This is a genomic window from Aliivibrio sp. S2TY2, assembly GCF_028765525.1.
In the GTDB taxonomy this organism is placed as follows: Bacteria; Pseudomonadota; Gammaproteobacteria; order Enterobacterales; family Vibrionaceae; genus Aliivibrio; species Aliivibrio finisterrensis_A.
Map to the genome: position 1 here is coordinate 81,829 of NZ_JARACS010000011.1, position 24,673 is coordinate 106,501.

The window sequence follows — 24,673 nt, forward strand, 5'->3', positions numbered from 1 at the left end:
ATGGGATTGGATCGTGAGATCAAGTTGTGGGATTCTACCCAATTTCGTCGCAAGTCGCTATCTTATCGTGCAGCATTTACTGAGATAGTGTCAGAAACTGGCTCACCGAGGACACGGATCAAGCTAACTTGTTGTTCTGTATTCTGCTCAATTCGGTGAGAAAGTGATTTCGCAAGTACATACCCGCCCCATGATGAAAGCGCAGCAACCACGATGGTTGTTAGCTCACCAACGCCCACAAGTGGAGAAATAAGCGCATCAGAAATAAACGCCCCAATGAGTAAAAAGAATAACGGCACTAAATATACAATAGCAGCGGACTGAAGTAGGTTCTTTTCAGGTAAACCTATTTCTACCATTTGACCAATGGTTAATTTTTTATCGGTATGAAAAGCCCAGTGATGCACCTTTCCTGGAAGTACCTTTGATACAATACCTGTGCCACAAGAATCTTTCGATGAACAATGGTTACAACTGCTTTTCTGCTGGCAACCAACAACAACTATGTCATCTTGAATATCAAGTACTGTCGCTAACGCTGTCATCATAGGCGTTATTTATCCTCATTTTTTAATACAGAGGGACGAAAAACAATGGAATCAGCGATACGTTTTGCTGTAACTACAGGAATATCGCCAACGACACTAATTTCATAATCCCCTTGTATATAGCTATACAATGAACGTCGCCCTTGGCGTACTGATTGTTCTTTTTGACTTAATTCATCGGCTTCTGAAATATACACGGAGAAATTAAATAACCCATCGGTATACATTTGGCTTTCAACTGCTCGTTGATTCATAGCAAGACGATAGCGATTGAAATGAATTGCTTTAAAGCCGCTAGGCAGCCACTTTATCGACCAGGCTGCTTCTTCTTGTGTCGTAGGTGGTAACGGCAATACTTTAGGTAACTCTACCTCACCTAAACGCTGATTCATAAATCCTGCAATTTGATCATTAACGGTGTAAGAAACCACTCTATATTGCTCAATAATGTCGCCATCTCTACTCACTAAATCAGTACGTAACGGCAACTTGCTTCGCTCATCAATCCACACAATATAAGAATAACGATTTCCATCCTTTGAAACGATGCGAACCACTTGTGAAGGAGACCCTGCCTCTCTTGCTCTACCCATTGATACAAAATCATAATATTGTTTTAAAAGAGGCAATTCTTTATGTAAAAGAGGGATAATAGGAGCAACAATAGATTCAGCTTGAATAGAAAAAGGTTTACTGCCTTGCTCTAAATAAGTGATTTCTTCATTTCTACGAATCACTTCGCGCATTGAACCACTTAAATAAACAAGATGAGATAACGTCATATTCTCTAGATGAGAATGGCGATACATAAAAGGTTCAATACTGTTTTTCTTAACCAAAATATAAGAAAGCTCGTAATTTAGCTTATGACTCGCCTCTCCCATTTGATGCAACAAAGCCTCAGCAGAAGGCGTTTCTTCTGCTGAGGCTGTTATTGGAAAGAAGCTGATCAAAGCGATAAAGCCGATCAGGATACGTTTCATTATTCTGCCAATGTTGTATTTTGCTCGAGTAAATCACGGTCAATCGAACCATCATGAGCGTTCAATCGTAGTTGTAATTCATAATCTTGCAGCATTGCATTTATACGCTTACGCTGCTCCATGACATCTGCTTCTGTCGAGGTTTTATTTACTAGTGAGTCACGGGTTAAACTCACAGGCTCTGCCGTTCCACTAAATGGAATCGTATCAAGTACCTGAATGTCACCACTCGCAGGGATCGCATTGCTTTCTGAACCGTTATATTGTTGAACACCAACAATAACAACAAGAGAGAAACACGCAGCCATCGCAACTTGACTAAACTGAGTCAACCAACTTGGCATTGTCTTCTTTGCTTCACTTGGCGTAGGCTGAGAAGGCATGAATTCCGTTACCGTATCATTCAACTGGTGAGCAGGTTCATCCTCAAGAGCAAGAGCCACATTGGCGGCAATATCCCACTCTTGTGTTTCAGGTGTCTCGCCTCTCATTACATCACCAATTAAATGGTAATTTTTCCAGGTTTCTGCGCTTTCTGTTTGCGATAGGGATTCTATGAACGCATTGTCCATTTCCTCATTATCCATAAACGCTGAAATTTGTTCTTTATCAGTCATTGTCTTCACCGTTTGACCGTTGGAAATAATTAACGCTGCATCAGCGGTTGGATTTTTTTCTCAACTACTTCACGAGCTCGGAAGATACGCGAACGAACCGTACCTACCGGACACTCCATTACAGCAGCAATATCTTCATAACTTAAACCTTCTAGCTCTCGTAATGTTATTGCTGTTTTTAAATCTTCAGGTAAACCATCAATTGTCGAAAATACGATTTGTCGTAATTCCTCGGTTAATGATAAATTCTCTGGGTTAGTGACCTCTTTTAAGGCACTTGCCCCTTCATAATATTCTGCTTCTTCCGCATCAACATCAGATGCTGGCGGTCTGCGTCCTTGAGCGACAAGGTAGTTCTTCGCTGTATTCACTGCTATTCGATACAACCAAGTATAAAATGCACTGTCCCCACGAAAGGTTGGTAACGCACGATACGCTTTAATAAACGCTTCTTGCGCAACATCAGGTACATCACCACTGTTTTTTACATAACGAGCAACAAGACTACATACTTTGTTTTGATATTTAACTACCAAATGGTTAAAGGCTTGCTTGTCACCACGTTGAACACGCTCAATTAAAACTTGATCTGTTAACTGCTCACTCATTGGAGCGGGTACTCCCATGTTATTCTTCTTAGATGCGCATAAAGTTTAGATTACGCAAACAGCTGATAATAAATTCAGCTATACCACGATTAACTTGAGCACTATGTATGAGTTTCTAATCTTTAGAAAGTTCCGTCATTATTACATTTTTTTATCAATTTAATAGTTCAATGAGTAATTTAAGGCTTTTTTTAGCTTGTTTTTATCTCTCATTTTCACTTTTTTATTCTTGATATTTAAGATTCCACTTCAAAATATAACGCAACCACCTAGATTCTGGTAAAATGATCGGATTATCACAGGAAAATGATGAATATATGAACATAACCAATGAACACAGTTGCGACGTTTTAGTCATAGGCAGTGGTGCTGCTGGTCTTTCACTTGCACTTAGAGTCGCACCACATGGAAAGGTGATCGTTTTAAGTAAAGGTCCTCGTAATGAAGGCTCAACCTACTACGCTCAAGGCGGTATTGCAGCCGTATTTGATGAAAGTGATACGGTAGAATCTCATGTTGATGATACCTTAGTTGCTGGCGCACATATTTGTGACAAAGATGTTGTTACTTTTATTGCTGAAAATGCGAAACATTGCGTTCAATGGTTAATTGATGGCGGTGTTCCTTTTGATCACGATGATGAAAAAGAAACCGACATTACCGATCCAAAGTTTCATTTAACTCGTGAGGGTGGTCATAGCCATCGCCGTATTTTGCACGCAGCAGATGCTACCGGCAAAGCAATGCAAAACTCACTGCAAGAGAATGTTCTAAATCACCCCAACATCACTATTTTTGAACGTCACAATGCGCTCGACTTAATCACTGAAGATAAAGTTGGCGGAGAAGCAGATAAAGTTGTTGGTGCCTATATTTGGAACCGTGATGCCGAGCATGTTGAAACCGTTCGCGCTAAATTTGTTGTATTAGCAACAGGCGGCGCTTCTAAAGTTTACCAATATACTTCAAACCCTGACGTATCTTCAGGTGATGGTATCGCAATGGCTTGGCGTGCTGGTTGTCGAGTTGCGAACTTAGAGTTCAACCAATTTCACCCTACGTGCCTATTCCACCCTGACGCTCGCAATTTCCTAATGACAGAAGCACTTCGCGGTGAAGGCGCTTATTTGCGTCGTCCAGACGGCACACGTTTTATGCCTGACTTCGATGAGCGTGGTGAATTAGCACCTCGTGATGTCGTTGCTCGTGCTATCGACTTTGAAATGAAACGCCTAGGTGCAGACTGTATGTATTTAGACATCAGCCATAAACCTGAAGACTTCATTCATCACCATTTCCCTACCATTAATGAAAAACTGCTTTCATTTGGTATCGATATGACAAAAGAGCCTATCCCTATCGTGCCTGCTGCTCACTACACTTGTGGCGGTGTTATGGTTGATAAACAAGGCCAAACAGATATTGATGGTTTATTTGCAATTGGTGAAGTGAGTTATACTGGTCTTCATGGCGCAAACCGCTTAGCTTCTAACTCTCTACTAGAGTGCGTTGTTTATGCATGGTCTGCTGCTGAAAATATTATTAAAGACATGAATAACCGAGCTCTTCCTCCGTCATTACCGGCTTGGGATGAGAGTCAGGTTGAATGCTCAGATGAAGAAGTAGTAATCCAACATAACTGGCATGAACTACGTCTATTTATGTGGGATTACATGGGCATTGTTCGCACTGATAAACGTCTAGAGCGAGCACTTCGTCGTATTCAGTTATTAAAACAAGAAACCCATGATTACTACAGTAATTTCCGCGTGTCTAATAACTTGATCGAACTGCGAAACCTGCTTGATGTGTCTGAATTAATGGTTCGTTGTGCAATGGAGCGTAAAGAAAGCTGTGGTTTACATTACACACTAGATTACCCAGAAGCGCTTGAGGAGTCCGGTCCTACAATTTTAGTGCCTAAGAATTTCAACTAATTTTCGCTTTCATTTGTTGGTCTCTATTCTAAACCTAGAAATAGAATAGAGATCATCTTAATAAAACCGCTAATTGATGCTGCTCATCTTCATTTATTGCATCCTTAAATAAATAAAAATACTGCTTGGTATATTCATTTTCCGCATAAAAAACACTCATACTTCGACTTATCCAAAATACTCGTTTAATAATCCAATCTCTATGATCATCAGACGCTTTGATTACAAAAGTATAATCGCCTTGCAACTCTAATAATTGATGATAAATAGATGTAATATGCTGATGAATAAAATAAAAGAGGAGAGGTAATAAAGGAAATGGAATTATATCCATTAACATTACCGCCCATCCCAAGTAGATATAACTACCATACAATGTGAGATAGGCGATATAGGAAAAGTGGAGCGTAAACTTAACGGAGTTTGCTGAGGTTGTGCTCAACGATCTTATCTACCATAGATGCATGACCTAGGTTATCACTGCGTCCGTGCCCCATGATCCAAGTAAATAAATCTGGATCATCACTTTCTAACAATGAAACAAAATTCTGTTGCTCAGCTTCTGTTAGCTCTTCAAAACATTCGTCAAAAAATGGCATAATTACCACATCTAATTCTAGCATCCCACGACGGCAAGCCCACTTTACTCGTGCTTTTTCTTCGACACTGTACATACGGTCCTCTAGCTTAAAAATAGAAATAACTGACCGGAGTTTATCAGTCTATTTCTATGACAACCATGATCTAAAGTCACAAGATGAAGAAGATGAGACATAAAACTACTTGTTTCTTTTTACTGACATTTAAAATCTAGGCATTTACTATAAAGGGATAACCTAACTGGATAAGAATTTCATGATGAGTACTGTTTTCTCTACGTTATCGCTAAACCTAAACGATCCCTTACCAAGCTTTGCTATTTCAGAATTAACTGATTGGGCATTAATAACTATGGTAGGTAACGATAAAAAATCCTACTTACACGGGCAAGTAACCTGTGATGTTGTTGCTTTAACACAAGGCGAGATTACCTTTGGCGGTCACTGTGATGCAAAGGGAAAATTATGGAGTATATTTCAACTGTTTCACTACAATGACGGTTATGCCTTACTTCAACGCAAAAGTGCTATTGAAACTGAATTAACAGAAATCAAAAAATACGCCGTATTTTCTAAAGTTGATATTGAAATCAGCAACGAAGTATTACTTGGCTTAACTGGCGCTGCGGCTGAAGAGTGGATTAACGAGCAAACTGACTCACAAGAAAGTGTCCGCACTTGTAACTTTGGTACTTTCGCTAAAATTGGAAAGCTACAGTGGTTATTGGTAACGACAAGTGAACATAAAGACACCTTAATGTCATCGTTAACTCAAGCGACATTATGTGATGAGTCATTATGGGAGCTTTATACCATTCAACAAGCTCACCCTCAAATTGATGCAGCACTAAGTAATGAGCATATTCCTCAAGCATTAAACCTACAAGCCATTGACGGGATCAGTTTCAAAAAAGGCTGCTATACAGGTCAAGAAACCGTAGCAAGAGCAAAATACCGCGGTATGAATAAACGAGCTATGTATTTAGTTGCAGGGCAATCAGAACAAGCCCCCGTTGCTGGCGATGCGATTGAGCGCAGTGTCGGTGAGAACTGGCGTAAAGGCGGAACCATTGTTTCTTCTTTCCGATATCAAGATGGACATACTTTAGCTTTAGCTATTCTCCCTAATGATCTTGATAGTGACACTCAATTTAAACTTCAAGATGCGATTTGGGAAAAAATGCCACTTCCTTACTCTCTTGACGATGAGTAACTCAACACCATAAACAAGAAGGGTCTGCAAAAAATTGCAGACCCACTTCCTAAATTCCCTTTCTTAAATTAATAATCCAATTAGGCACAACAATTCTGTGTCGAAGGTAAGATTAAGTTTCATCGTTACATTTCCAACCTTGACCTCAAACGCAGATATCAATAACAAACTTTGAATTTTTATTTATTTTAAGTGAATAAGTAGCAAGTCATTTATTATTTAGCTATCTTTACAGTGTTCTTTTCTTAAAAAAGAGCGCATAAATTGTTTAACTCCAAACAATTTAATTCAATATACCTATATATATTGAATATGCATCTGTGACTGTTTGCCCGAATTTATTCGGGCTTTTTTTTATTCATGCCCACTGAATAACAGTATTTAATATTAGATAAAGATCAAATTTAAAACGATAAAAGTACAAAAACTGATTCAACCATCACTCTATTCTATATTTGTAACGCTACCTTCATCTTTTCTGTTTTATAATACAACCAAAGCACATTACGAGCTTTGTTGTATTAATCACAAAAGGACAAGGTGATGCGATTTTTTAAGCACTATGCACCAAGCATGATTGCTAAACATATTAGTCGACTGTTTAATGGGAAAATTCATATTCATGGTATTGGTGAGTTTCGATTTGAAGAAGGAAAGTTAATCGTTCCCTCTCAAGCAGAAAGAGCGCAATATCGAATGATAAAAGAGATTAACTTGGAAGTTGCTCGGTTACGACTTTCTTATTAATAGCCTCAAACTGACTATGTAAAATCGATACGAATAAAAAAAGGTAGCTGTGGCTACCTTTTTTAATGCTTATTTTTTACGGTATTATACCATTCTGGATAAGTCGTTGTTCAGATAATTGCGTAGGAAAAATCGATTAGAGCAAGGCATAAATTGCAGTAACTAGTGGATCTAATTACAAAATTTATAACGAAGATATAATCGATTTTAACAAGCAATAATGATCAAATACTTATGTAGATTGGTATTATTTATGCTTTATGTTGAGCCATTTTTGGTTGTCGCCCTGATAAGCCTAAGGCGCGTTTAAGACATTCATCTTTAACTGGCGTAACCTCATTAGTTAGAGACATTCCTATCCCCCTCACTAATTTCTTAATTGGATTAGAACCAGAAAAAAGAGCCTTAAAGCTTTGCATCGACGCTATCATTTGTGCCGCTTCCGCTTTTCTCCAGCGCTCAAATGGGCGTAAATTGGTTTTTAACCCAATATCTTTACCCTCTTGATGTAGCTCTATAATCGTTTCAGCTAATGCTGCGGCGTCGGCTAAACCAAGGTTTACTCCTTGCCCTGCTAATGGATGAATCGTATGAGCCGCATCACCGACTAATACAACGCGATCTTTTACAAAATCTTTGGCATAACGCATTTTTAAAGGGAAGACTTGTCTCTCTCCTTCGACACGGCATAGGCCTAGTTGGTTATCAAACGCTGCAGTCAATTGCTTATTAAATTCGTCTTCTGGCATTGAAACTAAGTTTTCTGCATTAAGAGGATCGAGTGACCAAACAATTGAACTCAAATTACTTTCACTCAATGGGAGAAAAGCTAATGGACCTTCTGGTCTAAAAATTTGACGAGCCGTTTCTGTGTGGTTTTCTACGGTTCGTATATTGGCAACTAAAGCACTGTGTCCATAATCCCAATGAGTGAGTGGGATATTAACTTGATTACGTAACCAAGAGTTTGCGCCATCAGCACCGACCACTAATTTAGCCGTAATTGCTTTGCCTGATTCTAAATTTAACCACGCTTCACTCTCACCAAACATAATGCCACTACAACGCTCTGGTGCCAGTAACGTTACATTTTCTTGTTTAGAAACCATATCTAACAAAGAAAGTTGAATCACTCGGTTTTCAACAATATGCCCTAGGTTTCGTTGTGCAATTTGTTCTGCTTCAAAATCAATACGAGCAAAGCTGTCTTGCTCCCATACTGTCATTGAACGGTAAGGAGCGGCTCTACGAGAGGTGATCCCCTGCCATGCACCAACATTATCTAAAATATATTCACTTGCTCGACTGATTGCTGATACACGAACATCTGGTAAGTCAGTTAGATCAGTGTCTGGTAATTGACTTTCAATGACCGCGATTCTTAATCCACTGCTCTCTAATGCAGCAGCAACGGTCAAACCAACCATGCCACCACCAATAATCGCAACATCTACACTTTGCATCATAATTATCTATTCACTCTGCCCATAGCTCGTAACGTTAAGGGCTTTAAAAAAGCACGAAAAGTATCAACTGCACACAAACTGACATTTCTTCCTATCACCATAGGAAATGCATTATTTGCAAAAATAGACACCAATCCTGCAGTCATGGTTATTGTTTGTTGTTGATCTGGCTGACGGCGTTTTTGATACGCAGACAACACTGAATATTCGCCAATATCATTACCTGCTTGATTTGCTAGGGTAATACAATCTGCCAATGAGAATACGTCTCTTATTCCTAAATTAAAACCTTGACCAGCAATTGGATGCAATGTTTGAGCAGCATTACCAATAGCAGCAAAACGGTGTGATATATGTTGTTTTTGACGACGTAACCACAATGGGTAATGCGCTCGTTGCCCCGTTTTAGTCAACTGACCTAAACGCCAGCCAAAAGCCTGTTGTAAATGCGCTAGAAACGTATCGTCATCATATCCAAGTATTTGTTGCGACTCTTCAGGGCTCACACACCACACTAAAGAACTGCGCCCTTGAGACATTGGAAGTAAGGCTAATGGTCCATGCTCAGTAAAGCGTTCAAATGCCTTACCTTGCGGATGAATATCCGTCGTGATGTTTGCAATAATGGCTACTTGTTCAAAGTCATCATTCAGACTCTCTATATTCATGCTTTTGCACGTTTTTGATTCCGCGCCATCAGCGGCAATAACTAAGGATGTTGAAATCTGTTCACCTGTCGATAAAGTGATTTTAGATAATGATTGTTCCCTATCAATGCCTAAGACCGAGGCAGGACAAATAAGCTCAATATGAGGTGAAATTTCAAGTTTTTGATGATAAAAACGACCGACATCGGCTAACTCAACCACATAACCTAATGCATCAACATTAAGCTCTTTAGCGGTTAATTCCGTCAACCCCATATGATGTCGATCTGACACATGAATATGATCAATTGGCGTTGAAAATGATGCGATACCTGACCAAAGACCAATATCTTGCAGTAGCTGAGTCGTTCCACTTGAAAGAGCAATACTTCTCGAATCATAACCTGGATGTTGATCTAACTTTGGCTCAACCGCTTCAATGACGGCGATTGACAATGTCTCTTGGTTCATTTTCTCTAGGGCCAAAGCGAGTGTTGCTCCAGCCATCGCTCCGCCCACGATCACTACATCATAATGTGTCATAGCATTATCCATTAATGTACGGTTTTAGAGCTGTCTTTATGTACTCGTTGCCCTAGTTCAGCATGAATCGTTAGTACACAAATACGAACATGTTCTAAGACTTGCTCAAATAAGGCTTCTTGTTCTTCCAGATCATCATCTTCATCAATGCCTAGGCGAGCAATTTCTTCTAAATCTAACAAGGCTTCTTTTAATGATTCTGATGCTTTGTCCATTTTTAGCTCAACTAAGCCTAACCCTGAGATAAAATGATTTACCCACTCACTTAGTCCATCAGCTCGATTCATTAATGTTTCAGTGTCATCTGGGATCAACATTTCTAACACAATTACGTCAGACGTTAATTCAGAAACCGTTGATTGAAATACCTGCTCACCCATTTTAATTGCACTATCAGGCCAGCCCATGCCTTCATTTGTGTAATCATAAATTAACGGCTTCCATGTTTGATCGTCTAGTGGCAAACCACCACTTACCATTCCGACAAGTAGGCCATGCAACTCTGATGGGGTAACCGCTAATCCGCTGTCCTTTAGCGCTGACTCTACAGCTAGGAATGTTGGCATTTTTATTTCACTCATAGTAAAACGATCTCTGAATTTATAATCAATAACACAATGCTACCACTTTGCGCATTTTCAGAAAACTCACGATCTCTCGCAATTGAGTATCTTTTCATCAGATTGTTGTTTTATTAAGAATATAGTTAACCCTCATCAACAAAGAGAGGGGAAATACTTGAATCTTATTACGGCATTTCTTATAGTTTCATTCACTTATCACTATTCCCTTTTCTGAATGGTGTAATTCTATTGTTTAACGATGAGTAATGTATTGATGACAAGCCAAGCCGTGCAAGTCCAAATATTAGGACGAGCCATCAAGGTTAACTGCCCTGCTGGTCAAGAAGCTGCATTGAAAGAAGCAGCGAAAGATTTGGATAACCGAGTAAATGAGCTATCTGAACGAACTAAAGTAACCAATACAGAACAGCTATTAACTATTACATCATTAAATATATGCTATGAATTACATATGGCGAAAAAAGAGGCAAGTAAACACTCTTCTGATGTTTATGAGCGTATGGGATTACTTGCTAATGCATTAGAAGCAGCGATTTCTACAGTTAAGCCTAGCCAAACAGAGGAAAGTACGGCAGAATAGAAATATCGCTAAGGATAGCAAAAGAATAAAATTTACCCTGGAGTGTTTGTAGGCGGATCTATGTCCCTGAGCCGATAAGCACAAATTAGGGTTAGTATTTGTTTACTACTGAGCATGCTCGGCTCGTACTGAGAAGCCTACGGTGAACCTTGCTGATCCGCCTTGAACCTAGGGTTCAAGGGCTACGACCACTACGGCACTTTGGGGTATTCCATGACATCTCGTCGACGCATTCGACAATCGATACGTCAACTTCGTAACACCTTATCTCCTACAGAACAATCACAAGCTGCTGACGCGCTTGTCCTTCAATGTGCTACCAACCCTATAATTCAAAAAGCAAATACGATAGCTGTATATTTATCATCTGATGGTGAAGTTGATACTGACCCACTCATTCAATGGTTATGGCAACAAGGTAAGCAAGTTTCTTTGCCTGTTATACACCCTTTTGCAAAGGGTCATTTATTGTTTCTTGAGTACACAAAAACAACCCCACTCATTCATAATAAATACCAAATACTTGAACCAAAATTAGATAAAACAAAAATCGTACCGACCTCAGAGCTGGATCTTATTTTGACCCCATTGGTGGCTTTTGATCATACCGGTAACCGTCTAGGCATGGGGGGAGGATATTATGATCGAACCCTCTCTCGTTGGCACACTGACCAGCAAGGGCCAATGCCAATAGGTTTATCTCATTCCTGCCAGCAAGTACCACTATTGCCGATCGAATCTTGGGATGTACCACTACCTCAAATCATCACCCCTAAAAAAACATGGTTCTGGTAAACCCCAACCGAAATCGTTTGCTTTGACTGTATTTCCTTCAATTTTTGCTCTTTTCTGACTTATTTTTTCTGACGAAGAAAAAACAGTGCGTTATAATCACGCCGCTTTCATTTGAAGACTATTATTTCATTAGGAGAATGTCATGACTCAAGACGAGATGAAAAAAGCAGCTGGTTGGGCAGCGTTAGAATACGTAGAAGCTGGCAGCATTGTTGGTGTAGGTACAGGATCAACAGTAAATCACTTCATCGACGCGCTTGCGACAATGAAAGGCAAAATCAAAGGGGCAGTATCAAGCTCTGTTGCTTCAACAGAAAAACTTAAAGAGCTGGGCATTGAGGTTTTTGACTGTAATGATGTTGCAGGTCTTGACGTTTATGTTGATGGCGCTGATGAAATTAATGGTAAAAACGAGATGATTAAAGGTGGCGGTGCTGCTCTTACTCGTGAAAAAATCGTTGCTGCTATCTCTGATAAGTTTATTTGTATTGTCGACGACACAAAACAAGTTGATGTATTAGGTGCCTTCCCGCTTCCTGTTGAAGTTATTCCAATGGCTCGCTCTTACGTTGCTCGTGAATTAGTAAAACTAGGTGGAGATCCTGCATACCGTCATGGTGTAACCACTGATAACGGTAACGTGATCTTAGATGTTCATGGTATGAAAATTACTGATGCGAAAGAGTTAGAAGATAAAATCAATGCATTACCAGGTGTGGTAACGGTTGGTCTATTCGCTCATCGCGGTGCAGATGTCCTATTAGTAGGCGCTCCTGAAGGCGTTAAAAAGTTCGATTAAGTTTCTTTTTTGTCTTAATGCTCCCACCAATCGGGCGTTAAAAATGTCATTTGATTACAAACGGTGCTCATTAGCACCGTTTTTTATTAACTATTCCGTAATTTTCTTACCCAAACTGATTATTTTTTGATACTTTATAATCATTGAACATAAACTTCCCATCATAAATTTGTTTTTAAGGATAAGAACGACCATGGCAAAAGTATCTCTGGAAAAAGAAAAAATAAAAATTCTTCTTTTAGAAGGGTTGCACCCATCTTGTGTTGAAGTTTTTCAGGCTGATGGCTATACAAACATCGAATATCATAAGGGATCGTTGTCAGAAGAGGATCTTCTTGAGGCAGTAAAAGATGTTCACTTTATTGGTCTTCGCTCACGCACTCAATTAACTCAAGAAGTGTTTGATGCCGCAAACAAGTTAGTTGCCGTCGGTTGTTTCTGTATCGGAACGAACCAAGTGAACTTAACGGCCGCTGCAAAACGCGGTATTCCAGTATTTAATGCCCCTTTCTCTAACACTCGAAGTGTTGCTGAGCTTGTTTTAGGGCAAATCCTATTACTCCTGCGTGGTATCCCTGAGAAAAATGCGTTAGCTCATCGTGGTATCTGGAAAAAAAGTGCCGATGCTTCTTTTGAAGCAAGAGGCAAACGTTTGGGTATCATAGGTTATGGACATATCGGTACACAATTAGGTATTTTAGCTGAAAACTTAGGTATGCGAGTCTATTACTACGATATAGAAAACAAGCTATCGCTAGGTAATGCAACTCAGATCCAAACCATGAGTGAGCTATTAAATAAATGTGACGTTATCTCTCTTCATGTTCCAGAAACACTAGGAACAAAAGACATGATGGGAGCTGAAGAGTTTGCCCGTATGAAGCCAGGTGCTATCTTTATCAATGCCGCTCGTGGCACTGTCGTTAAGATCCCTGACTTATGCGATGCATTAGAGTCTGGTCATTTAGGTGGTGCAGCTATCGATGTATTCCCTGTGGAGCCTAAAACAAACGCAGACCCATTCGAATCGCCATTACAAAAGTTTGATAATGTTATTCTTACTCCACATGTCGGAGGCTCGACTCAAGAGGCTCAAGAAAACATCGGCGTTGAAGTCGCAGGGAAACTCACTAAATACTCTGATAATGGTTCAACATTGTCATCAGTAAACTTCCCTGAAGTCTCTCTTCCTGAACATACTGATACGTCTCGTTTGCTTCATATCCATGAGAACCGTCCAGGTATTCTAACTCAGATAAACAGCATTTTTGCTGATGAAGGGATTAACATTGCCGCTCAATACCTACAAACATCTGCGGATATGGGCTATGTCGTAATTGATGTTGAAACCGCTCGTTCTGAAGAAGCATTAGTTAAGCTAAAAGCTATTGAAGGCACAATCCGCGCTCGAATCCTACACTAACATCACTAAAAAAGGGGTTACCACGCGGTAACCCCTTTTTTATTTTTCTGCTCTATATTTTTCTGAGCTTAAGCAACTATTCCTTTAGTCGATAAACAACAGACACTGAATCTGAAATCACCATTTGGTTATCTTGGTAGCTTTCTGCAACATTAGAAGCTGCATCCATTCTCATGCTTTTCATTAAGACTGGTTGGCTGTAGTTGTTGCGATAAGAAACCTTCCATACCCCTTTAACTTCACTGCCAAAACCTTTTGCTAATGATGTTGCTTTTTCATTGGCATCTTTAATTGCCTCTAAACGTGCCGCTTCAATGTATTCTTTCTCTTTACTTGTCTTTAATTCAATATGATTAATACGATTGATGCCATCACCTAGCGCTTTATCAAGGTATCCATTTAACTTATTTAAATCCATTACCGTAACCGTAATATTACGAATAGCTTTATACCCAACAAGCTCTGGTTTTTTTCCTTTTGGATAACGATACTCTGGTGTTAAGCGAATATTTCCACTGTTAATATTTTCACGTTTCACACCTTGTACTTCTAAACGAGCAAGAAAACTCGTCACGGCTTTATCTGCTGCTTGCTTTGCTTTTTCTGCGGTTGCTTTACTTTCTACTACATCAACTGAAAACTGCGCCATATCTGGCACAACAAGCACCTCTCCTGTACCTAATACTTCAAGATGAGGAAAATCGGGTGATGAAGCAAAAGCCATTGGCGTTAAACAAGCCGATAAACATAAAGCACTGATTATTTTTTTCATGGTTAATATCTCAAAGTAACATCATAGGGTTATGACTATAGGAACAATAAATAATTCCCTTAGCCAACCAAAGTTCCATTCAAAAAAAATGCTACCCGAAGGCAGCATTTCATGTATTGATTTAAGTAAACCTTAGTCTACTTTATTTAAATGCACATCCATTTGTGGGAATGGGATCTCAATACCTTCATTATCAAGACCCTCTTTAATCGCTTGAAGTGTATCAAAGTAAACATCCCAATATTGTTCTGTTTTACACCAAGGACGAACAACAAAGTTTACTGATGAATCAGCAAGAGCAACAACACCCACGGTTGGTGCCGGTGTTTTAAGTACACGCTCATCAGATTCAAGAACTTTAGTAATCACTTCTTTTGTTTTCTTCAGGTCAGCACTGTAAGACACACCAATCACATGGTCTACACGACGAGTAGCATGACGTGAATAGTTAGTGATTGGGCTGCCGATAACGCCACCATTTGGCACTACAACCATTTTATTATCTGGTGTAGTTAGAATTGTTTGGAAAATTTGAATTGAATCAACAGAACCTGCAACGCCACCAATCTCAACATAATCGCCAGACTTAAATGGACGGAATGCTACGATTAATACACCTGCTGCAAAGTTTGATAATGAACCTTGAAGCGCAAGGCCTACCGCTAAACCGGCTGCACCAATAACAGCAACAACAGAAGCGGTTTGAACACCAACTTTACCTAGTGCTGCAATTAAAACGATGATGAATAAAAGGTAACGAACTAGCGTATGAACAAAGTCGACAACGGCCTTATCCATTTTCTTTTTCTGAAGAGCCTTACTTACACCACCTGCGATTTTCTTAACGATAATATTACCGATAAAAAGGATCGCCAATGCCGAAATAATATTTACCCCATACGTGATAAATAGCTCTGAATTGTCTGTTAACCAATGCTCTAAATTAGCCACACCTGTGGTAGCTAAATCAGTGACTGCACCTTGATCTGCCATGTAATTTGTCCTTTATAGTTATTCTCAGTATAAATTGAGATGATTGCCATATATTGACGATTTATACCAATTCTAACACTATCAGCGTTAGCTTGATGTAAAATCCCTTTCTAAAATACACTTTTCTCTTTCGATTCTCTTCAGTAAGAAAGAAAAACAACCTGAATTACAATAACCTACCCAACACTAGCAGATTAAATTATCCTGACTACATTTTACTTACAAAAATAATACATTCAACTGTCGTGACGTAATTATTTTTGTTGCTCTTCTCTTTTGAAAACAAATTCACTTTCTGTTGATTCTGCGTCTACAAAGTAATAACCCGCAACACTAAACTCTTTAAGCTCTTCTTTGCTTTTTACCCTGTTTTCAATAATAAAACGAGCCATTAAGCCTCGCGCTTTTTTGGCATAAAAGCTGATAATTTTATATTGTCCATTTTTGCAATCTTTAAAGACCGGGGTTATCACCTTTGCAGCTAATGCTTTTGGTTTTACCGCTTTAAAATATTCATTTGAGGCTAAGTTCACTAAAACATCATCACCTTGTGCTTTCAACACTTGGTTTAATTGCTCTGTAATTTTATTCCCCCAAAACTGATACAAATTACTGCCACGACCATTCGCTAGCTTTGTTCCCATCTCCAAGCGATAAGGTTGCATAAGATCCAATGGTTTCAATAGCCCATACAACCCAGATAACATACGTAAATGCGCTTGAGCAAACTCGATATCACTCTCCGTTAGGCTGTTTGCATCTAACCCAGTATAGACATCACCTTTAAATGCAAATAGGGCCTGACGAGCATTATCTTGAGTAAACGTCGTTGACCACTCTTCAAAACGCACCGCATTTAAACTTGCAATTTTGTCACTCACCTTCATTAAGCCGGAGATATCTAATGGCGTTAATTGTTTACATACCTCTACAAGCTCAGCTGAATCAGCAATAAAGTCAGGTTGAGTAAAGGTTTTAACGGGTAATGGCGTTTCGTAATCCAGTGTTTTCGCAGGTGAAACAACAATAAGCATGAGCAAGATATCCTATGTATTTTTATATACTAAGATAGTAACTATTCAGATATAAAAAAGCCACGCTAGCTTACGTGGCTTTGTCTATTTCTTTGATGGATAAAACAAATGATTATTTTTGTTCTTTTGTATTATCCCAAATACCTTCTTCTAGCTGCGAGTGTAGCTCTGGATAATCTTTACTATCAAAGGTAGGTACTTTACCCGCTGCCAACTGCTTATTATAATCTTTAGCTAGCTTTATTACCGTGCCAGATAGTAATGAAATAGCGATTAAGTTAACAATAGCCATTAGTCCCATTGATACATCAGCAAGTGCCCATACCGTTGGTAGTGAAGATAAAGCACCAAACATAACCATTCCCAATACAATGACACGGAATATGCCAATACCTGCTTTGTGATTATGTTCTAGAAAAATCAAGTTTGTTTCCGCATACGAATAGTTTGCGATAATTGACGTAAATGCAAAGAAGAAAATCGCAATAGCAACAAAAATTCCGCCCCAATCACCCACTTGACTCGTTAGAGCTAATTGAGTGAGCTCTATCCCTGTCACTTCACCATGCGGCACATATTCGCCAGACATTAAGATTATTGCGACGGTTGCAGAACAAATAACAATCGTATCCATAAATACGCCAAGCATTTGAACATAACCTTGAGATGCTGGGTGCGGTGGATATGGTGTCGCCGAAGCTGCAGCATTAGGTGCAGATCCCATCCCCGCCTCATTCGAGAACAAACCACGTTTAATGCCATTAATCATTGCTTGGGCAATCGCGTAGCCTAAACCACCAGCAGCGGCCTCTTGAAGGCCAAACGCACTTTTGAAAATTAAAGCAATAACGCCTGGTAATTTTTCGATATTGGTTAGCATAATAAACAATGCTATTGCCAAATACGCCAAAGCCATAACTGGAACAACAATTTCAGCGGTTCTTGCTATCGTTCTAAAGCCACCAAAAATAACAACCGCAGAGATAATAACAATCGCAATACCAACATAGAGAGGTTCCCAACCAAACGCCGTTTGCATTGCACCTACAATGGAGTTGGCTTGTACCGCATTAAAAACTAAACCAAACGCAATAATTAAAAAGATAGAGAATAAAACGCCCATCCAGCGCATTCCTAATCCCTTCTCCATATAATAAGCAGGACCACCACGGTAGTTACCATCGTCATCTTTAGTTTTATATAATTGAGCTAATGTACTTTCTGCAAAAGAGGTTGCCATACCTAACATAGCAATTAACCACATCCAGAAAATGGCACCAGGGCCACCAGCAGTTAACGCCACAGCGACACCTGCCATATTACCAGTACCGACACGGGCGGCTAAACTAGTACACAAGGCTTGAAATGATGAAATCCCAGATGGATCTGATTTTCTACTGTTTTTCAAAACCGAAAACATATGACCAAAATGGCGGAATTGAATGAACCCTAAACGAACAGTAAAATAAATACCAATAGCGACTAATAAATAGACCAATACTGAACCCCATAATAGGTCATTCAGTAAGTTAATAAGACTTGTCACACTTCCCTCTCAATTACGTCAATAATTTATGATTGCACACACTTATCACTATAAGTGCCCCTACTAATCTTCCTTGTTATTGTCGATTATTTATTTGGATATGATGAAGAGTTAACTCTGCACAGTGCAACTCTATTCAGTTATTAGCAGTAAATCTAAATATTTACTCATCCAATAAGATTAGCGGGCTGAATGATGCTCAGTATTTACTAAAAAATCAATAAAAAACAAATGTTGTAGTTATGACACTTTTTCTACAACCTTGGACTTGCCGTTCATTTTCACAACATAAAAAATCATACTATTGACATTTAAATCAATGCAAAAACATCAACAAATAATAATTCACATTGTTTACGTTATGAAAATACGCTTCCACAGCCATAGAAAACAGTAAGATATCAACGTTGCTCATCCTCTCTATTTTTACTTAAGTAAATAATAAGCATCTCAACCCTTAGCAAGGTAATAGACTAAAAAACCAATAAAAAAAAGAACCTACATTAACAAAAGTTAAACAAAAAAATATACTTTTATTCCGTATGGAATAGATTAATAAAAGGTTGTTAGGCGTTATTAATTAAAATTAAAGTCATTTTAGTGACCGTTATCTCACAAAAATTTCATTAAAAAGAAACAAATGAGAAACAGTTCAAGGTCATAATCGACACTCTGTGATATTTAATAACACACGATGGTAGATAACTTACTCTTTGTAATGATTCATTATTTTATAAAACGAGGTGCTTATGGATGGGTACACATTAAATGATTTATTAGCTACAAAAACATCAACAACTAAAAAGAAGCCAAAAAAACGTTTATGGCGAGAAATTGAAGCATTTCAAGATCGTCGTCAGCTATTACATGAATTAAGAGAACTCGATCCTTCATTCAAAGGAAGCATTGATGAGGCTTTCTTCAAATAAGACATCACATTAAATCACTAAACAAAAAGGAGAGTACGGAACTCTCCTTTTTAATTGACAACAAACCTATCTTACCTTTTCAGCAAGCACTAAATAACGTTTATCAATTATGTTACCAAATACGGGATCTTCTTCTTCAATCCAACTCCTTTCTAATTCCTCCCAATCGTTGGTGGTCAGGTGTGCTTTAAGAAAAGGTAAGATCTCTTTTTCTTCGAGTTCAAGGTGTTGTCGTACTCGAGAGGTAAATGCTTTTAAGTGCTCTTTAAAAATATCCTTGGGAACAATCGCATCATTTAAAATCATCTCAATCGTTATCGAGAAGGCTTCAGTGCTGTCTGATAATGTGTGATGCTCTTGCAGTAAGTTATCTAACCCTTCATGCTCACCATAATGATCAATATAATATTGATATATCATGTCCTCCTTAGGGTGATGCATCTTCTCTGCGACAGACGACAGATAACTAACACTTTCTCGGATCACATTATAATTAACGCTCTTTTCATCTTCTAGCCGAGACAGCTTACTCTCTAATAACTGAATGATACGATTAATATACCCATGCTCTTTATATATGCTTTCTATCAGCATCCTTTCCTCCCTACAGTCTCTTAATTTATTTAAGATAACTTAAGTGTATATCACTGAGATAAGAGCACAGGATTTAGTTCAAAATTCATACAGCAAACTTATGAAACTGAATGCCAATTGATCTCTGCTAACTTTTTTGATTTAAGTAATTCATTCACTTTTGAGAAATGTTTACAACCAAAAAAACCACGATGAGCTGACAACGGAGAGGGATGAGGTGCTTTTAAAATAGAGTGGCGTTCCTTATCTATATTCCCACCTTTCTTTTGAGCATGAGCTCCCCATAATAAGAAGATTACACCTTCTCTATGTAAGTTCAGCTGCTCTATGATGCTATCTGTGAATGTTTCCCAGCCAAACTTAGCGTGAGAGTGCGCCTTGCTTTCTTCAACGGTTAATACTGTATTTAACAATAATACGCCTTGCTTAGCCCAACTCTCCAAGTAGCCATGTTCAGGAATAGTAAAATCACTAATATCTTCGGCTAATTCTTTATACATATTACGCAATGAAGGCGGCGTTTTTATCCCAGGCAATACAGAGAAAGAAAGACCATGTGCTTGCCCTTCACCATGATATGGATCTTGGCCCAGAATCACGACTTTAACCTCATTAAAAGCAGTTAAGTCAAAGGCAGTAAAAATATCTTTTTCTTGTGGGAAAACATTTTTGCCAAGCGCTCTCTCTCTATCAATCTTTGCCATCATAGATTGGTAGTAGGTTTTTTCTTTTTCAGCCGATAAAACCGAATTCCAGGTCACTGTCATTATGCCTTCTCGCTCAGTTTTCTTAATTGAGATATTTCATCTTTCCAAATTTCAGGATCAATTGTTTCTAATATAAGGGGGATATTATTGAATCGTTCATCTTGCATGATGTATTCAAAACAATCCCACCCGATAGTTCCTTGCCCTAAAGAATGGTGACGATCTACACGGCTTCCTAACTCAATTTTTGCATCGTTAATATGCATACCACGTAAATATTGGAAACCAACAATTCGCTCAAATTCAGCAAAGGTATGATCACAAGCTTCTTTCGATCCTAAGTCATAACCTGCCGCAAAGGTGTGACAAGTATCAAGACAAATTCCTACTCGTGTTTTATCTTCAACCAGATCGATTATTTGAGCTAAATGTTCAAATTTCCATCCTAGGTTTGTACCTTGACCTGCCGTATTTTCAATAACAGCAATCACATCAGGAACCGCTTGATGAGCTAAATTAATTGACTCAGAAATCAAAGCTAAACACTCATCTTCTGAAATTTTCTTTAAATGGCTTCCTGGGTGGAAATTTAATAACGTTAAACCAAGCTGATTACAGCGCTCCATCTCATCAATAAATGCCGCTCGAGATTTTTCTAACTTATCTTCTTCTGGAGCACCTAAATTAATAAGATAAGAGTCATGTGGTAAAATTTGATCACTTGAAAAACCAAAGCGCTTACAGTTTGCTTTAAAATCAGAGATAACTTTTCTTGTTAGTGGCTTGGCTGCCCATTGACGTTGATTCTTAGTGAATAGTGCGAATGCATTTGCTCCTATTTGATAGGCTCTCTTCGGTGCTTGATCAACCCCGCCGGCCGCAGATACGTGAGCTCCAATATATTTCATCTCTGTACTTTCCTTTCAAAATTAACGTCGTCACTATTATTACGGTAAACACTTTATTTGTCAGTATTTCTATCATTTTACTAAAATTGAACCTTTATTTTGGCACCAACATAAAAAAACATTTTGTAGTAATATTACAACAAAACAAAGGTATAACAATAAAGTGGTAGGCTGCATTTTTCGTGCTACAGACTAGCTATATGGTGCTTTATTGATTTAGAGCAAGGTTTATAAGATGAATTAATTATCACTTTTTGTAGTTTTTTGACCTATATCAATATACAAAGTAAGGGTATCATGTATATAATGTGACCCATAAGATATTTACAAAATAACCACAAAGTGGACTAGGAGAAAGTAAAATGATCACAGGTATCCAAATTACTAAAGCTGCAAATGACGATCTTCTTAACTCTATCTGGCTACTAGATAGCGAGAAAAACGAAGCACGTTGTGTTGTTGCAACAGCAGGTTTTGAAGCAGATCAAGTAATTGCAGCAAACGAGCTAGGCGAATACGAAAGCCGTGACGTTGCAATTGAAAAAGCACCAAAAATCGAAGGTGGTCAGCACCTAAATGTGAACGTTCTACAACGTGATACATTAGAAGATGCTGTTAAACACCCAGAGAACTACCCACAACTGACTATCCGTGTTTCTGGTTATGCTGTGCGTTTTAACTCTCTAACTACTGAACAACAAAAAGACGTTATCGCACGTACATTCACTGAAACTCTATAATTTTAGAGTGAATTGAATTCAATAAAAACGGCACTCATTGCTCATGAGTGCCGTTTTTTTATGCGTAAAAAGCACATCAATTAATTATGATGTGCTATTTGAGTTTTATTATTAATACTTTTGGTTACTGTACTTTACGAAGTACTGCTTTTAATGCATCAAAATCGTTAGCAAGATCTTCAGATAACAGCTCCATTGCATTATGTTTAGCTAATGGTGCAGGCAGTTCAAGATCACCACCTAAGATATCATCGACGACTTCTTTAAATTTCGCAGGATGTGCTGTACATAAGAAAAGCCCGGTTTCACCGTCATTAAGTTGCTCTTCAAGAATGCGATAAGCAATGGCACCATGTGGCTCACATAAATACCCTTCAGCATTCATTGCTTTTAATGTTTCAGCGCTTTGCTCATCCGTCACTGCACCTTTACCAAGCGTTTCTAAGCCCCAACCTAAACGCTGACATAGCTCTTCAATTCGAGGCCAGTTGTTTGGTTGGCTCACATCCATTGCATTGGAAATCGTTGGGATCGTCGTTTTTGGCTCCCACTTACCTGTTTCAAGGTAGCGCGGTACGGTGTCATTAACATTAGTTGCAGCAATAAAGCGCTTAACTGGTAAGCCTAATGATTTAGCTAACAGGCCTGCGGTTAAATTACCAAAATTACCGCTTGGTACTGAGATAACGACATCACTACGTTTTTCTTTTGGCAGTTGAGATACCGCTTCAAAGTAGTAACAAATTTGCGCCATTAGTCGGCTGATATTAATTGAGTTTGCTGAATTCAGTCCAACTTCTTTACGTAGCTCAGCGTCATCAAACGATTGTTTAACTAATGCCTGACAGTCATCAAAGTCACCATCAACGGCAACGGTATGAATATTCTTGCCTAGTGTACAAAATAACTTTTCTTGCAGCGGGCTGATCTTTCCTTTTGGATAAAGGATAACGACTTTAATGTTATCCATACCATAGAATGCGTGAGCAACGGCCGCACCTGTATCACCTGATGTCGCTGTTAGAATCGTAATTTGTTCATTACCTTCGGTCACCGCAGCTAAAGATTGCGCCATAAAACGACCACCAAAATCTTTAAACGCTAATGTCGGGCCATGAAATAATTCAAGCGCATAAACACCCTCTTTTACTGCATGAATTGGCGCAGGGAATTGAAACGCATTTTCGACCATACTTTTCACTGTATCTTGTGATAATTCCTCACCAATAAACGCAGATAAAATCTTAGTGCTACGAGGAATAAAATCTTCAGCTAGAAGCGCATCAACATCATCAAACTTAGGCAATTCTGATGGAAAAAATAGTCCTTGATTACGACCTAAACCTTGACGAACAGCTTGACCAAAAGAGACCTGTTCATCATTTTCTTTTATGTTATACAGCTTCATAGTTTACTTCCTGTTACTTGTGAGCCTTGCTTATCCAAACGACAAACATGGACAAATCCTTCATCATTTTGTACGTAGTTTTCTTGTAGCCAACGAGATACTCGCTCAGCGACGTCTTTATCTTTACAGATGCTAAACAGCGTTGGACCAGAACCTGAGATCCCAGTTGTCAGCGCTCCTGCTGAGGCTGCATATTCACGCGCTTTCGCAAAGTTAGGTAATAAGCGTTCACGATAGGGTTCAGCCACCACATCTTTAATCATTTTCGCAGCTAATTCAGGCTGCTTTGAATAACATGCATGAATAAAACCGGCTAAATTACGACCATGTGCTATCACATCTTGACGGCGGTATTGAGAAGGTAAAATCTCACGCGCTTCTGCTGTTGATACTTTAATTCCTGGGTATGCCATCACCCAATACCATTCATCAAAACACGGGACTTCTTGGCTGATAATACCTAACTCTTCAACCATTAATTGCAGACCACCAAGGTAACAAGGGGCAACATTATCATAATGAATACCACCTGATATCTGCCCTTCCATCTCACCCATTAATGCCAACACTTCCATGTCTGTTAATGGTTTATCATGAAATAAATTCAACGCATCTAATGCGGCTACAATCGAACAGGCGCTAGAACCAAGCCCAGAGCCAATTGGCATGTTCTTCTCAAGTACCATATGAATCGGTTTAAGTTCATTGCCTTTTTTTACAAGCTCTCTTGCAAATACACGCCAGCAATCATAAACAATATTTTCTTTTGGGTTCTCCGGTAACTTATCTACAAAGCTACCTGCGGTTGCTAAAGTGAAAGCTTCGGTTCCTAATTCAACTAAAACACGATCACCCAGTAATGTGCCATCAATAGGAGAAACGGCGGCACCTAATACATCAAAGCCTACACTTACATTACCAATTGATGCTGGAGCATAAACAACAACACTCAT

27 protein-coding genes and 1 other RNA gene are annotated in these 24,673 nt (G+C 38.8%); 10 read left to right on the forward strand and 18 right to left on the reverse strand.

Annotated features, from left to right (window positions below):
• Positions 1–62 precede the first annotated feature (62 nt).
• The 4 genes from PVK63_RS15595 to rpoE are packed head-to-tail and all read right to left on the reverse strand — an operon-like array spanning position 63 to position 2,756.
• Complete coding sequence (locus PVK63_RS15595; RefSeq protein WP_130044952.1) at positions 63–548, reverse strand: SoxR reducing system RseC family protein; 486 nt, start codon at positions 546–548, stop codon at positions 63–65.
• Positions 549–553: 5 nt separating this feature from the next.
• On the reverse strand, positions 554–1,531 hold the full coding sequence (gene rseB / locus PVK63_RS15600) for a sigma-E factor regulatory protein RseB (RefSeq protein WP_130044951.1): 978 nt from the start codon (positions 1,529–1,531) through the stop codon (positions 554–556).
• Positions 1,531–2,148: an RseA family anti-sigma factor gene (locus tag PVK63_RS15605; protein ID WP_130047753.1), complete on the reverse strand. Its 618-nt coding sequence runs from the start codon at positions 2,146–2,148 to the stop codon at positions 1,531–1,533. The genes rseB and PVK63_RS15605 overlap by 1 nt, the downstream gene beginning before the upstream one ends.
• A 29-nt stretch (positions 2,149–2,177) precedes the next feature.
• Positions 2,178–2,756 (reverse strand): RNA polymerase sigma factor RpoE, encoded by a 579-nt coding sequence (gene rpoE, locus PVK63_RS15610; protein ID WP_130045021.1) that lies wholly within the window; start codon positions 2,754–2,756, stop codon positions 2,178–2,180.
• 317 nt (positions 2,757–3,073) lie between these two features.
• Between rpoE and nadB the strand changes: the two genes are divergently transcribed.
• Positions 3,074–4,693, forward strand: coding sequence for an L-aspartate oxidase (gene nadB / locus PVK63_RS15615; protein WP_165367152.1), 1,620 nt, complete (start codon positions 3,074–3,076; stop codon positions 4,691–4,693).
• A 52-nt stretch (positions 4,694–4,745) separates the two neighbouring features.
• Here nadB and PVK63_RS15620 read toward each other — a convergent pair whose 3' ends face one another.
• Positions 4,746–5,027, reverse strand: a complete 282-nt coding sequence (locus tag PVK63_RS15620; protein WP_130087839.1) for a hypothetical protein — start codon at positions 5,025–5,027, stop codon at positions 4,746–4,748.
• Between the two features lie 79 nt (positions 5,028–5,106).
• Positions 5,107–5,367, reverse strand: a complete 261-nt coding sequence (locus PVK63_RS15625) for an FAD assembly factor SdhE (protein WP_130044947.1) — start codon at positions 5,365–5,367, stop codon at positions 5,107–5,109.
• A gap of 181 nt (positions 5,368–5,548) precedes the next feature.
• On the opposite strand from PVK63_RS15625, the gene ygfZ reads away from it, so the two are divergent.
• Positions 5,549–6,505: a tRNA-modifying protein YgfZ gene (gene ygfZ, locus PVK63_RS15630; protein ID WP_130087840.1), complete on the forward strand. Its 957-nt coding sequence runs from the start codon at positions 5,549–5,551 to the stop codon at positions 6,503–6,505.
• Positions 6,506–7,048: 543 nt separating this feature from the next.
• A complete protein-coding gene (locus PVK63_RS15635) occupies positions 7,049–7,252 on the forward strand; it encodes a DUF1107 domain-containing protein (RefSeq protein ID WP_130044945.1) in 204 nt (67 codons plus the stop codon).
• 251 nt (positions 7,253–7,503) lie between these two features.
• Here the strand turns inward: PVK63_RS15635 and PVK63_RS15640 are convergent, their stop codons facing one another.
• From PVK63_RS15640 to PVK63_RS15650, 3 genes are read right to left on the reverse strand one after another with little or no spacing between them, the layout of a single operon-like run.
• Positions 7,504–8,718: an FAD-dependent 2-octaprenylphenol hydroxylase gene (locus PVK63_RS15640; RefSeq protein ID WP_130087841.1), complete on the reverse strand. Its 1,215-nt coding sequence runs from the start codon at positions 8,716–8,718 to the stop codon at positions 7,504–7,506.
• Positions 8,719–8,720: 2 nt separating this feature from the next.
• Positions 8,721–9,908, reverse strand: coding sequence for a 2-octaprenyl-6-methoxyphenyl hydroxylase (gene ubiH / locus PVK63_RS15645; RefSeq protein ID WP_165366874.1), 1,188 nt, complete (start codon positions 9,906–9,908; stop codon positions 8,721–8,723).
• An 11-nt stretch (positions 9,909–9,919) separates the two neighbouring features.
• Complete coding sequence (locus tag PVK63_RS15650) at positions 9,920–10,489, reverse strand: YecA/YgfB family protein (protein ID WP_130047747.1); 570 nt, start codon at positions 10,487–10,489, stop codon at positions 9,920–9,922.
• Positions 10,490–10,745: 256 nt separating this feature from the next.
• Between PVK63_RS15650 and zapA the strand changes: the two genes are divergently transcribed.
• From zapA to serA, 5 genes are all read left to right on the forward strand, one after another.
• Positions 10,746–11,072, forward strand: a complete 327-nt coding sequence (zapA, locus tag PVK63_RS15655) for a cell division protein ZapA (RefSeq protein WP_165366879.1) — start codon at positions 10,746–10,748, stop codon at positions 11,070–11,072.
• Between the two features lie 31 nt (positions 11,073–11,103).
• Positions 11,104–11,284: non-coding RNA, 6S RNA (gene ssrS / locus PVK63_RS15660), on the forward strand.
• A 1-nt stretch (position 11,285) separates the two neighbouring features.
• The gene (locus PVK63_RS15665) at positions 11,286–11,867 is read left to right on the forward strand and encodes a 5-formyltetrahydrofolate cyclo-ligase (RefSeq protein WP_130044940.1); all 582 of its coding nucleotides are present in this window, start codon (positions 11,286–11,288) and stop codon (positions 11,865–11,867) included.
• Between the two features lie 142 nt (positions 11,868–12,009).
• Positions 12,010–12,666 carry a ribose-5-phosphate isomerase RpiA gene (rpiA, locus tag PVK63_RS15670; RefSeq protein ID WP_130047746.1) on the forward strand — a complete coding sequence of 219 codons (657 nt, stop codon included), beginning with the start codon at positions 12,010–12,012 and terminating at the stop codon, positions 12,664–12,666.
• A 193-nt stretch (positions 12,667–12,859) separates the two neighbouring features.
• Positions 12,860–14,089 carry a phosphoglycerate dehydrogenase gene (gene serA / locus PVK63_RS15675; RefSeq protein ID WP_130044938.1) on the forward strand — a complete coding sequence of 410 codons (1,230 nt, stop codon included), beginning with the start codon at positions 12,860–12,862 and terminating at the stop codon, positions 14,087–14,089.
• Positions 14,090–14,165: 76 nt separating this feature from the next.
• On the opposite strand, the gene PVK63_RS15680 is transcribed toward serA, so the two are convergent.
• The 4 genes from PVK63_RS15680 to PVK63_RS15695 form a co-directional block, all read right to left on the reverse strand.
• The gene (locus tag PVK63_RS15680; RefSeq protein ID WP_130044937.1) at positions 14,166–14,861 is read right to left on the reverse strand and encodes an oxidative stress defense protein; all 696 of its coding nucleotides are present in this window, start codon (positions 14,859–14,861) and stop codon (positions 14,166–14,168) included.
• 132 nt (positions 14,862–14,993) lie between these two features.
• Positions 14,994–15,854 (reverse strand): small-conductance mechanosensitive channel MscS, encoded by an 861-nt coding sequence (gene mscS / locus PVK63_RS15685; RefSeq protein ID WP_130047745.1) that lies wholly within the window; start codon positions 15,852–15,854, stop codon positions 14,994–14,996.
• Positions 15,855–16,108: 254 nt separating this feature from the next.
• Positions 16,109–16,888 (reverse strand): peroxide stress protein YaaA, encoded by a 780-nt coding sequence (yaaA, locus tag PVK63_RS15690; protein WP_130087842.1) that lies wholly within the window; start codon positions 16,886–16,888, stop codon positions 16,109–16,111.
• 112 nt (positions 16,889–17,000) lie between these two features.
• A complete protein-coding gene (locus tag PVK63_RS15695) occupies positions 17,001–18,434 on the reverse strand; it encodes an alanine/glycine:cation symporter family protein (RefSeq protein WP_130047743.1) in 1,434 nt (477 codons plus the stop codon).
• A gap of 749 nt (positions 18,435–19,183) precedes the next feature.
• Here PVK63_RS15695 and PVK63_RS15700 point away from each other — a divergent pair.
• Positions 19,184–19,363, forward strand: coding sequence for a DUF3545 family protein (locus PVK63_RS15700; protein WP_165366873.1), 180 nt, complete (start codon positions 19,184–19,186; stop codon positions 19,361–19,363).
• Positions 19,364–19,429: 66 nt separating this feature from the next.
• Here the strand turns inward: PVK63_RS15700 and PVK63_RS15705 are convergent, their stop codons facing one another.
• From PVK63_RS15705 to nfo, 3 genes are all read right to left on the reverse strand, one after another.
• The gene (locus tag PVK63_RS15705; RefSeq protein ID WP_130044932.1) at positions 19,430–19,957 is read right to left on the reverse strand and encodes a hemerythrin domain-containing protein; all 528 of its coding nucleotides are present in this window, start codon (positions 19,955–19,957) and stop codon (positions 19,430–19,432) included.
• Positions 19,958–20,055: 98 nt separating this feature from the next.
• Positions 20,056–20,724, reverse strand: coding sequence for a uracil-DNA glycosylase (ung, locus tag PVK63_RS15710; protein ID WP_130047742.1), 669 nt, complete (start codon positions 20,722–20,724; stop codon positions 20,056–20,058).
• Positions 20,724–21,572, reverse strand: coding sequence for a deoxyribonuclease IV (gene nfo, locus PVK63_RS15715; protein WP_130087843.1), 849 nt, complete (start codon positions 21,570–21,572; stop codon positions 20,724–20,726). The genes ung and nfo overlap by 1 nt, the downstream gene beginning before the upstream one ends.
• Before the next feature lie 362 nt (positions 21,573–21,934).
• Between nfo and grcA the strand changes: the two genes are divergently transcribed.
• Complete coding sequence (grcA, locus tag PVK63_RS15720; RefSeq protein ID WP_045102834.1) at positions 21,935–22,312, forward strand: autonomous glycyl radical cofactor GrcA; 378 nt, start codon at positions 21,935–21,937, stop codon at positions 22,310–22,312.
• Between the two features lie 124 nt (positions 22,313–22,436).
• On the opposite strand, the gene thrC is transcribed toward grcA, so the two are convergent.
• A complete protein-coding gene (gene thrC, locus PVK63_RS15725) occupies positions 22,437–23,720 on the reverse strand; it encodes a threonine synthase (protein ID WP_130087844.1) in 1,284 nt (427 codons plus the stop codon).
• Positions 23,717–24,673: a homoserine kinase gene (thrB, locus tag PVK63_RS15730; RefSeq protein WP_130087845.1), complete on the reverse strand. Its 957-nt coding sequence runs from the start codon at positions 24,671–24,673 to the stop codon at positions 23,717–23,719. The genes thrC and thrB overlap by 4 nt, the downstream gene beginning before the upstream one ends.

What these genes read in the sequence shown, in the direction of transcription:
- nadB (WP_165367152.1), top strand. Translation starts at nt 3,074, where the DNA reads ATGAACATAACCAATGAACACAGTTGCGACGTTTTAGTCATAGGCAGT.
- grcA (WP_045102834.1), top strand. Translation starts at nt 21,935, where the DNA reads ATGATCACAGGTATCCAAATTACTAAAGCTGCAAATGACGATCTTCTT.
- rpiA (WP_130047746.1), top strand. Translation starts at nt 12,010, where the DNA reads ATGACTCAAGACGAGATGAAAAAAGCAGCTGGTTGGGCAGCGTTAGAA.
- ung (WP_130047742.1), bottom strand. Translation starts at nt 20,724, where the DNA reads ATGACAGTGACCTGGAATTCGGTTTTATCGGCTGAAAAAGAAAAAACC.
- PVK63_RS15625 (WP_130044947.1), bottom strand. Translation starts at nt 5,367, where the DNA reads ATGTACAGTGTCGAAGAAAAAGCACGAGTAAAGTGGGCTTGCCGTCGT.
- PVK63_RS15680 (WP_130044937.1), bottom strand. Translation starts at nt 14,861, where the DNA reads ATGAAAAAAATAATCAGTGCTTTATGTTTATCGGCTTGTTTAACGCCA.
- PVK63_RS15635 (WP_130044945.1), top strand. Translation starts at nt 7,049, where the DNA reads ATGCGATTTTTTAAGCACTATGCACCAAGCATGATTGCTAAACATATT.
- rseB (WP_130044951.1), bottom strand. Translation starts at nt 1,531, where the DNA reads ATGAAACGTATCCTGATCGGCTTTATCGCTTTGATCAGCTTCTTTCCA.
- PVK63_RS15605 (WP_130047753.1), bottom strand. Translation starts at nt 2,148, where the DNA reads ATGACTGATAAAGAACAAATTTCAGCGTTTATGGATAATGAGGAAATG.
- PVK63_RS15650 (WP_130047747.1), bottom strand. Translation starts at nt 10,489, where the DNA reads ATGAGTGAAATAAAAATGCCAACATTCCTAGCTGTAGAGTCAGCGCTA.
- thrC (WP_130087844.1), bottom strand. Translation starts at nt 23,720, where the DNA reads ATGAAGCTGTATAACATAAAAGAAAATGATGAACAGGTCTCTTTTGGT.
- ygfZ (WP_130087840.1), top strand. Translation starts at nt 5,549, where the DNA reads ATGATGAGTACTGTTTTCTCTACGTTATCGCTAAACCTAAACGATCCC.
- thrB (WP_130087845.1), bottom strand. Translation starts at nt 24,673, where the DNA reads ATGAGTGTTGTTGTTTATGCTCCAGCATCAATTGGTAATGTAAGTGTA.
- rpoE (WP_130045021.1), bottom strand. Translation starts at nt 2,756, where the DNA reads ATGAGTGAGCAGTTAACAGATCAAGTTTTAATTGAGCGTGTTCAACGT.
- PVK63_RS15705 (WP_130044932.1), bottom strand. Translation starts at nt 19,957, where the DNA reads ATGCTGATAGAAAGCATATATAAAGAGCATGGGTATATTAATCGTATC.
- serA (WP_130044938.1), top strand. Translation starts at nt 12,860, where the DNA reads ATGGCAAAAGTATCTCTGGAAAAAGAAAAAATAAAAATTCTTCTTTTA.
- ubiH (WP_165366874.1), bottom strand. Translation starts at nt 9,908, where the DNA reads ATGACACATTATGATGTAGTGATCGTGGGCGGAGCGATGGCTGGAGCA.
- PVK63_RS15640 (WP_130087841.1), bottom strand. Translation starts at nt 8,718, where the DNA reads ATGATGCAAAGTGTAGATGTTGCGATTATTGGTGGTGGCATGGTTGGT.
- yaaA (WP_130087842.1), bottom strand. Translation starts at nt 16,888, where the DNA reads ATGCTTATTGTTGTTTCACCTGCGAAAACACTGGATTACGAAACGCCA.
- PVK63_RS15665 (WP_130044940.1), top strand. Translation starts at nt 11,286, where the DNA reads ATGACATCTCGTCGACGCATTCGACAATCGATACGTCAACTTCGTAAC.
- mscS (WP_130047745.1), bottom strand. Translation starts at nt 15,854, where the DNA reads ATGGCAGATCAAGGTGCAGTCACTGATTTAGCTACCACAGGTGTGGCT.
- PVK63_RS15700 (WP_165366873.1), top strand. Translation starts at nt 19,184, where the DNA reads ATGGATGGGTACACATTAAATGATTTATTAGCTACAAAAACATCAACA.
- PVK63_RS15595 (WP_130044952.1), bottom strand. Translation starts at nt 548, where the DNA reads ATGATGACAGCGTTAGCGACAGTACTTGATATTCAAGATGACATAGTT.
- nfo (WP_130087843.1), bottom strand. Translation starts at nt 21,572, where the DNA reads ATGAAATATATTGGAGCTCACGTATCTGCGGCCGGCGGGGTTGATCAA.
- zapA (WP_165366879.1), top strand. Translation starts at nt 10,746, where the DNA reads ATGACAAGCCAAGCCGTGCAAGTCCAAATATTAGGACGAGCCATCAAG.
- PVK63_RS15620 (WP_130087839.1), bottom strand. Translation starts at nt 5,027, where the DNA reads ATGGATATAATTCCATTTCCTTTATTACCTCTCCTCTTTTATTTTATT.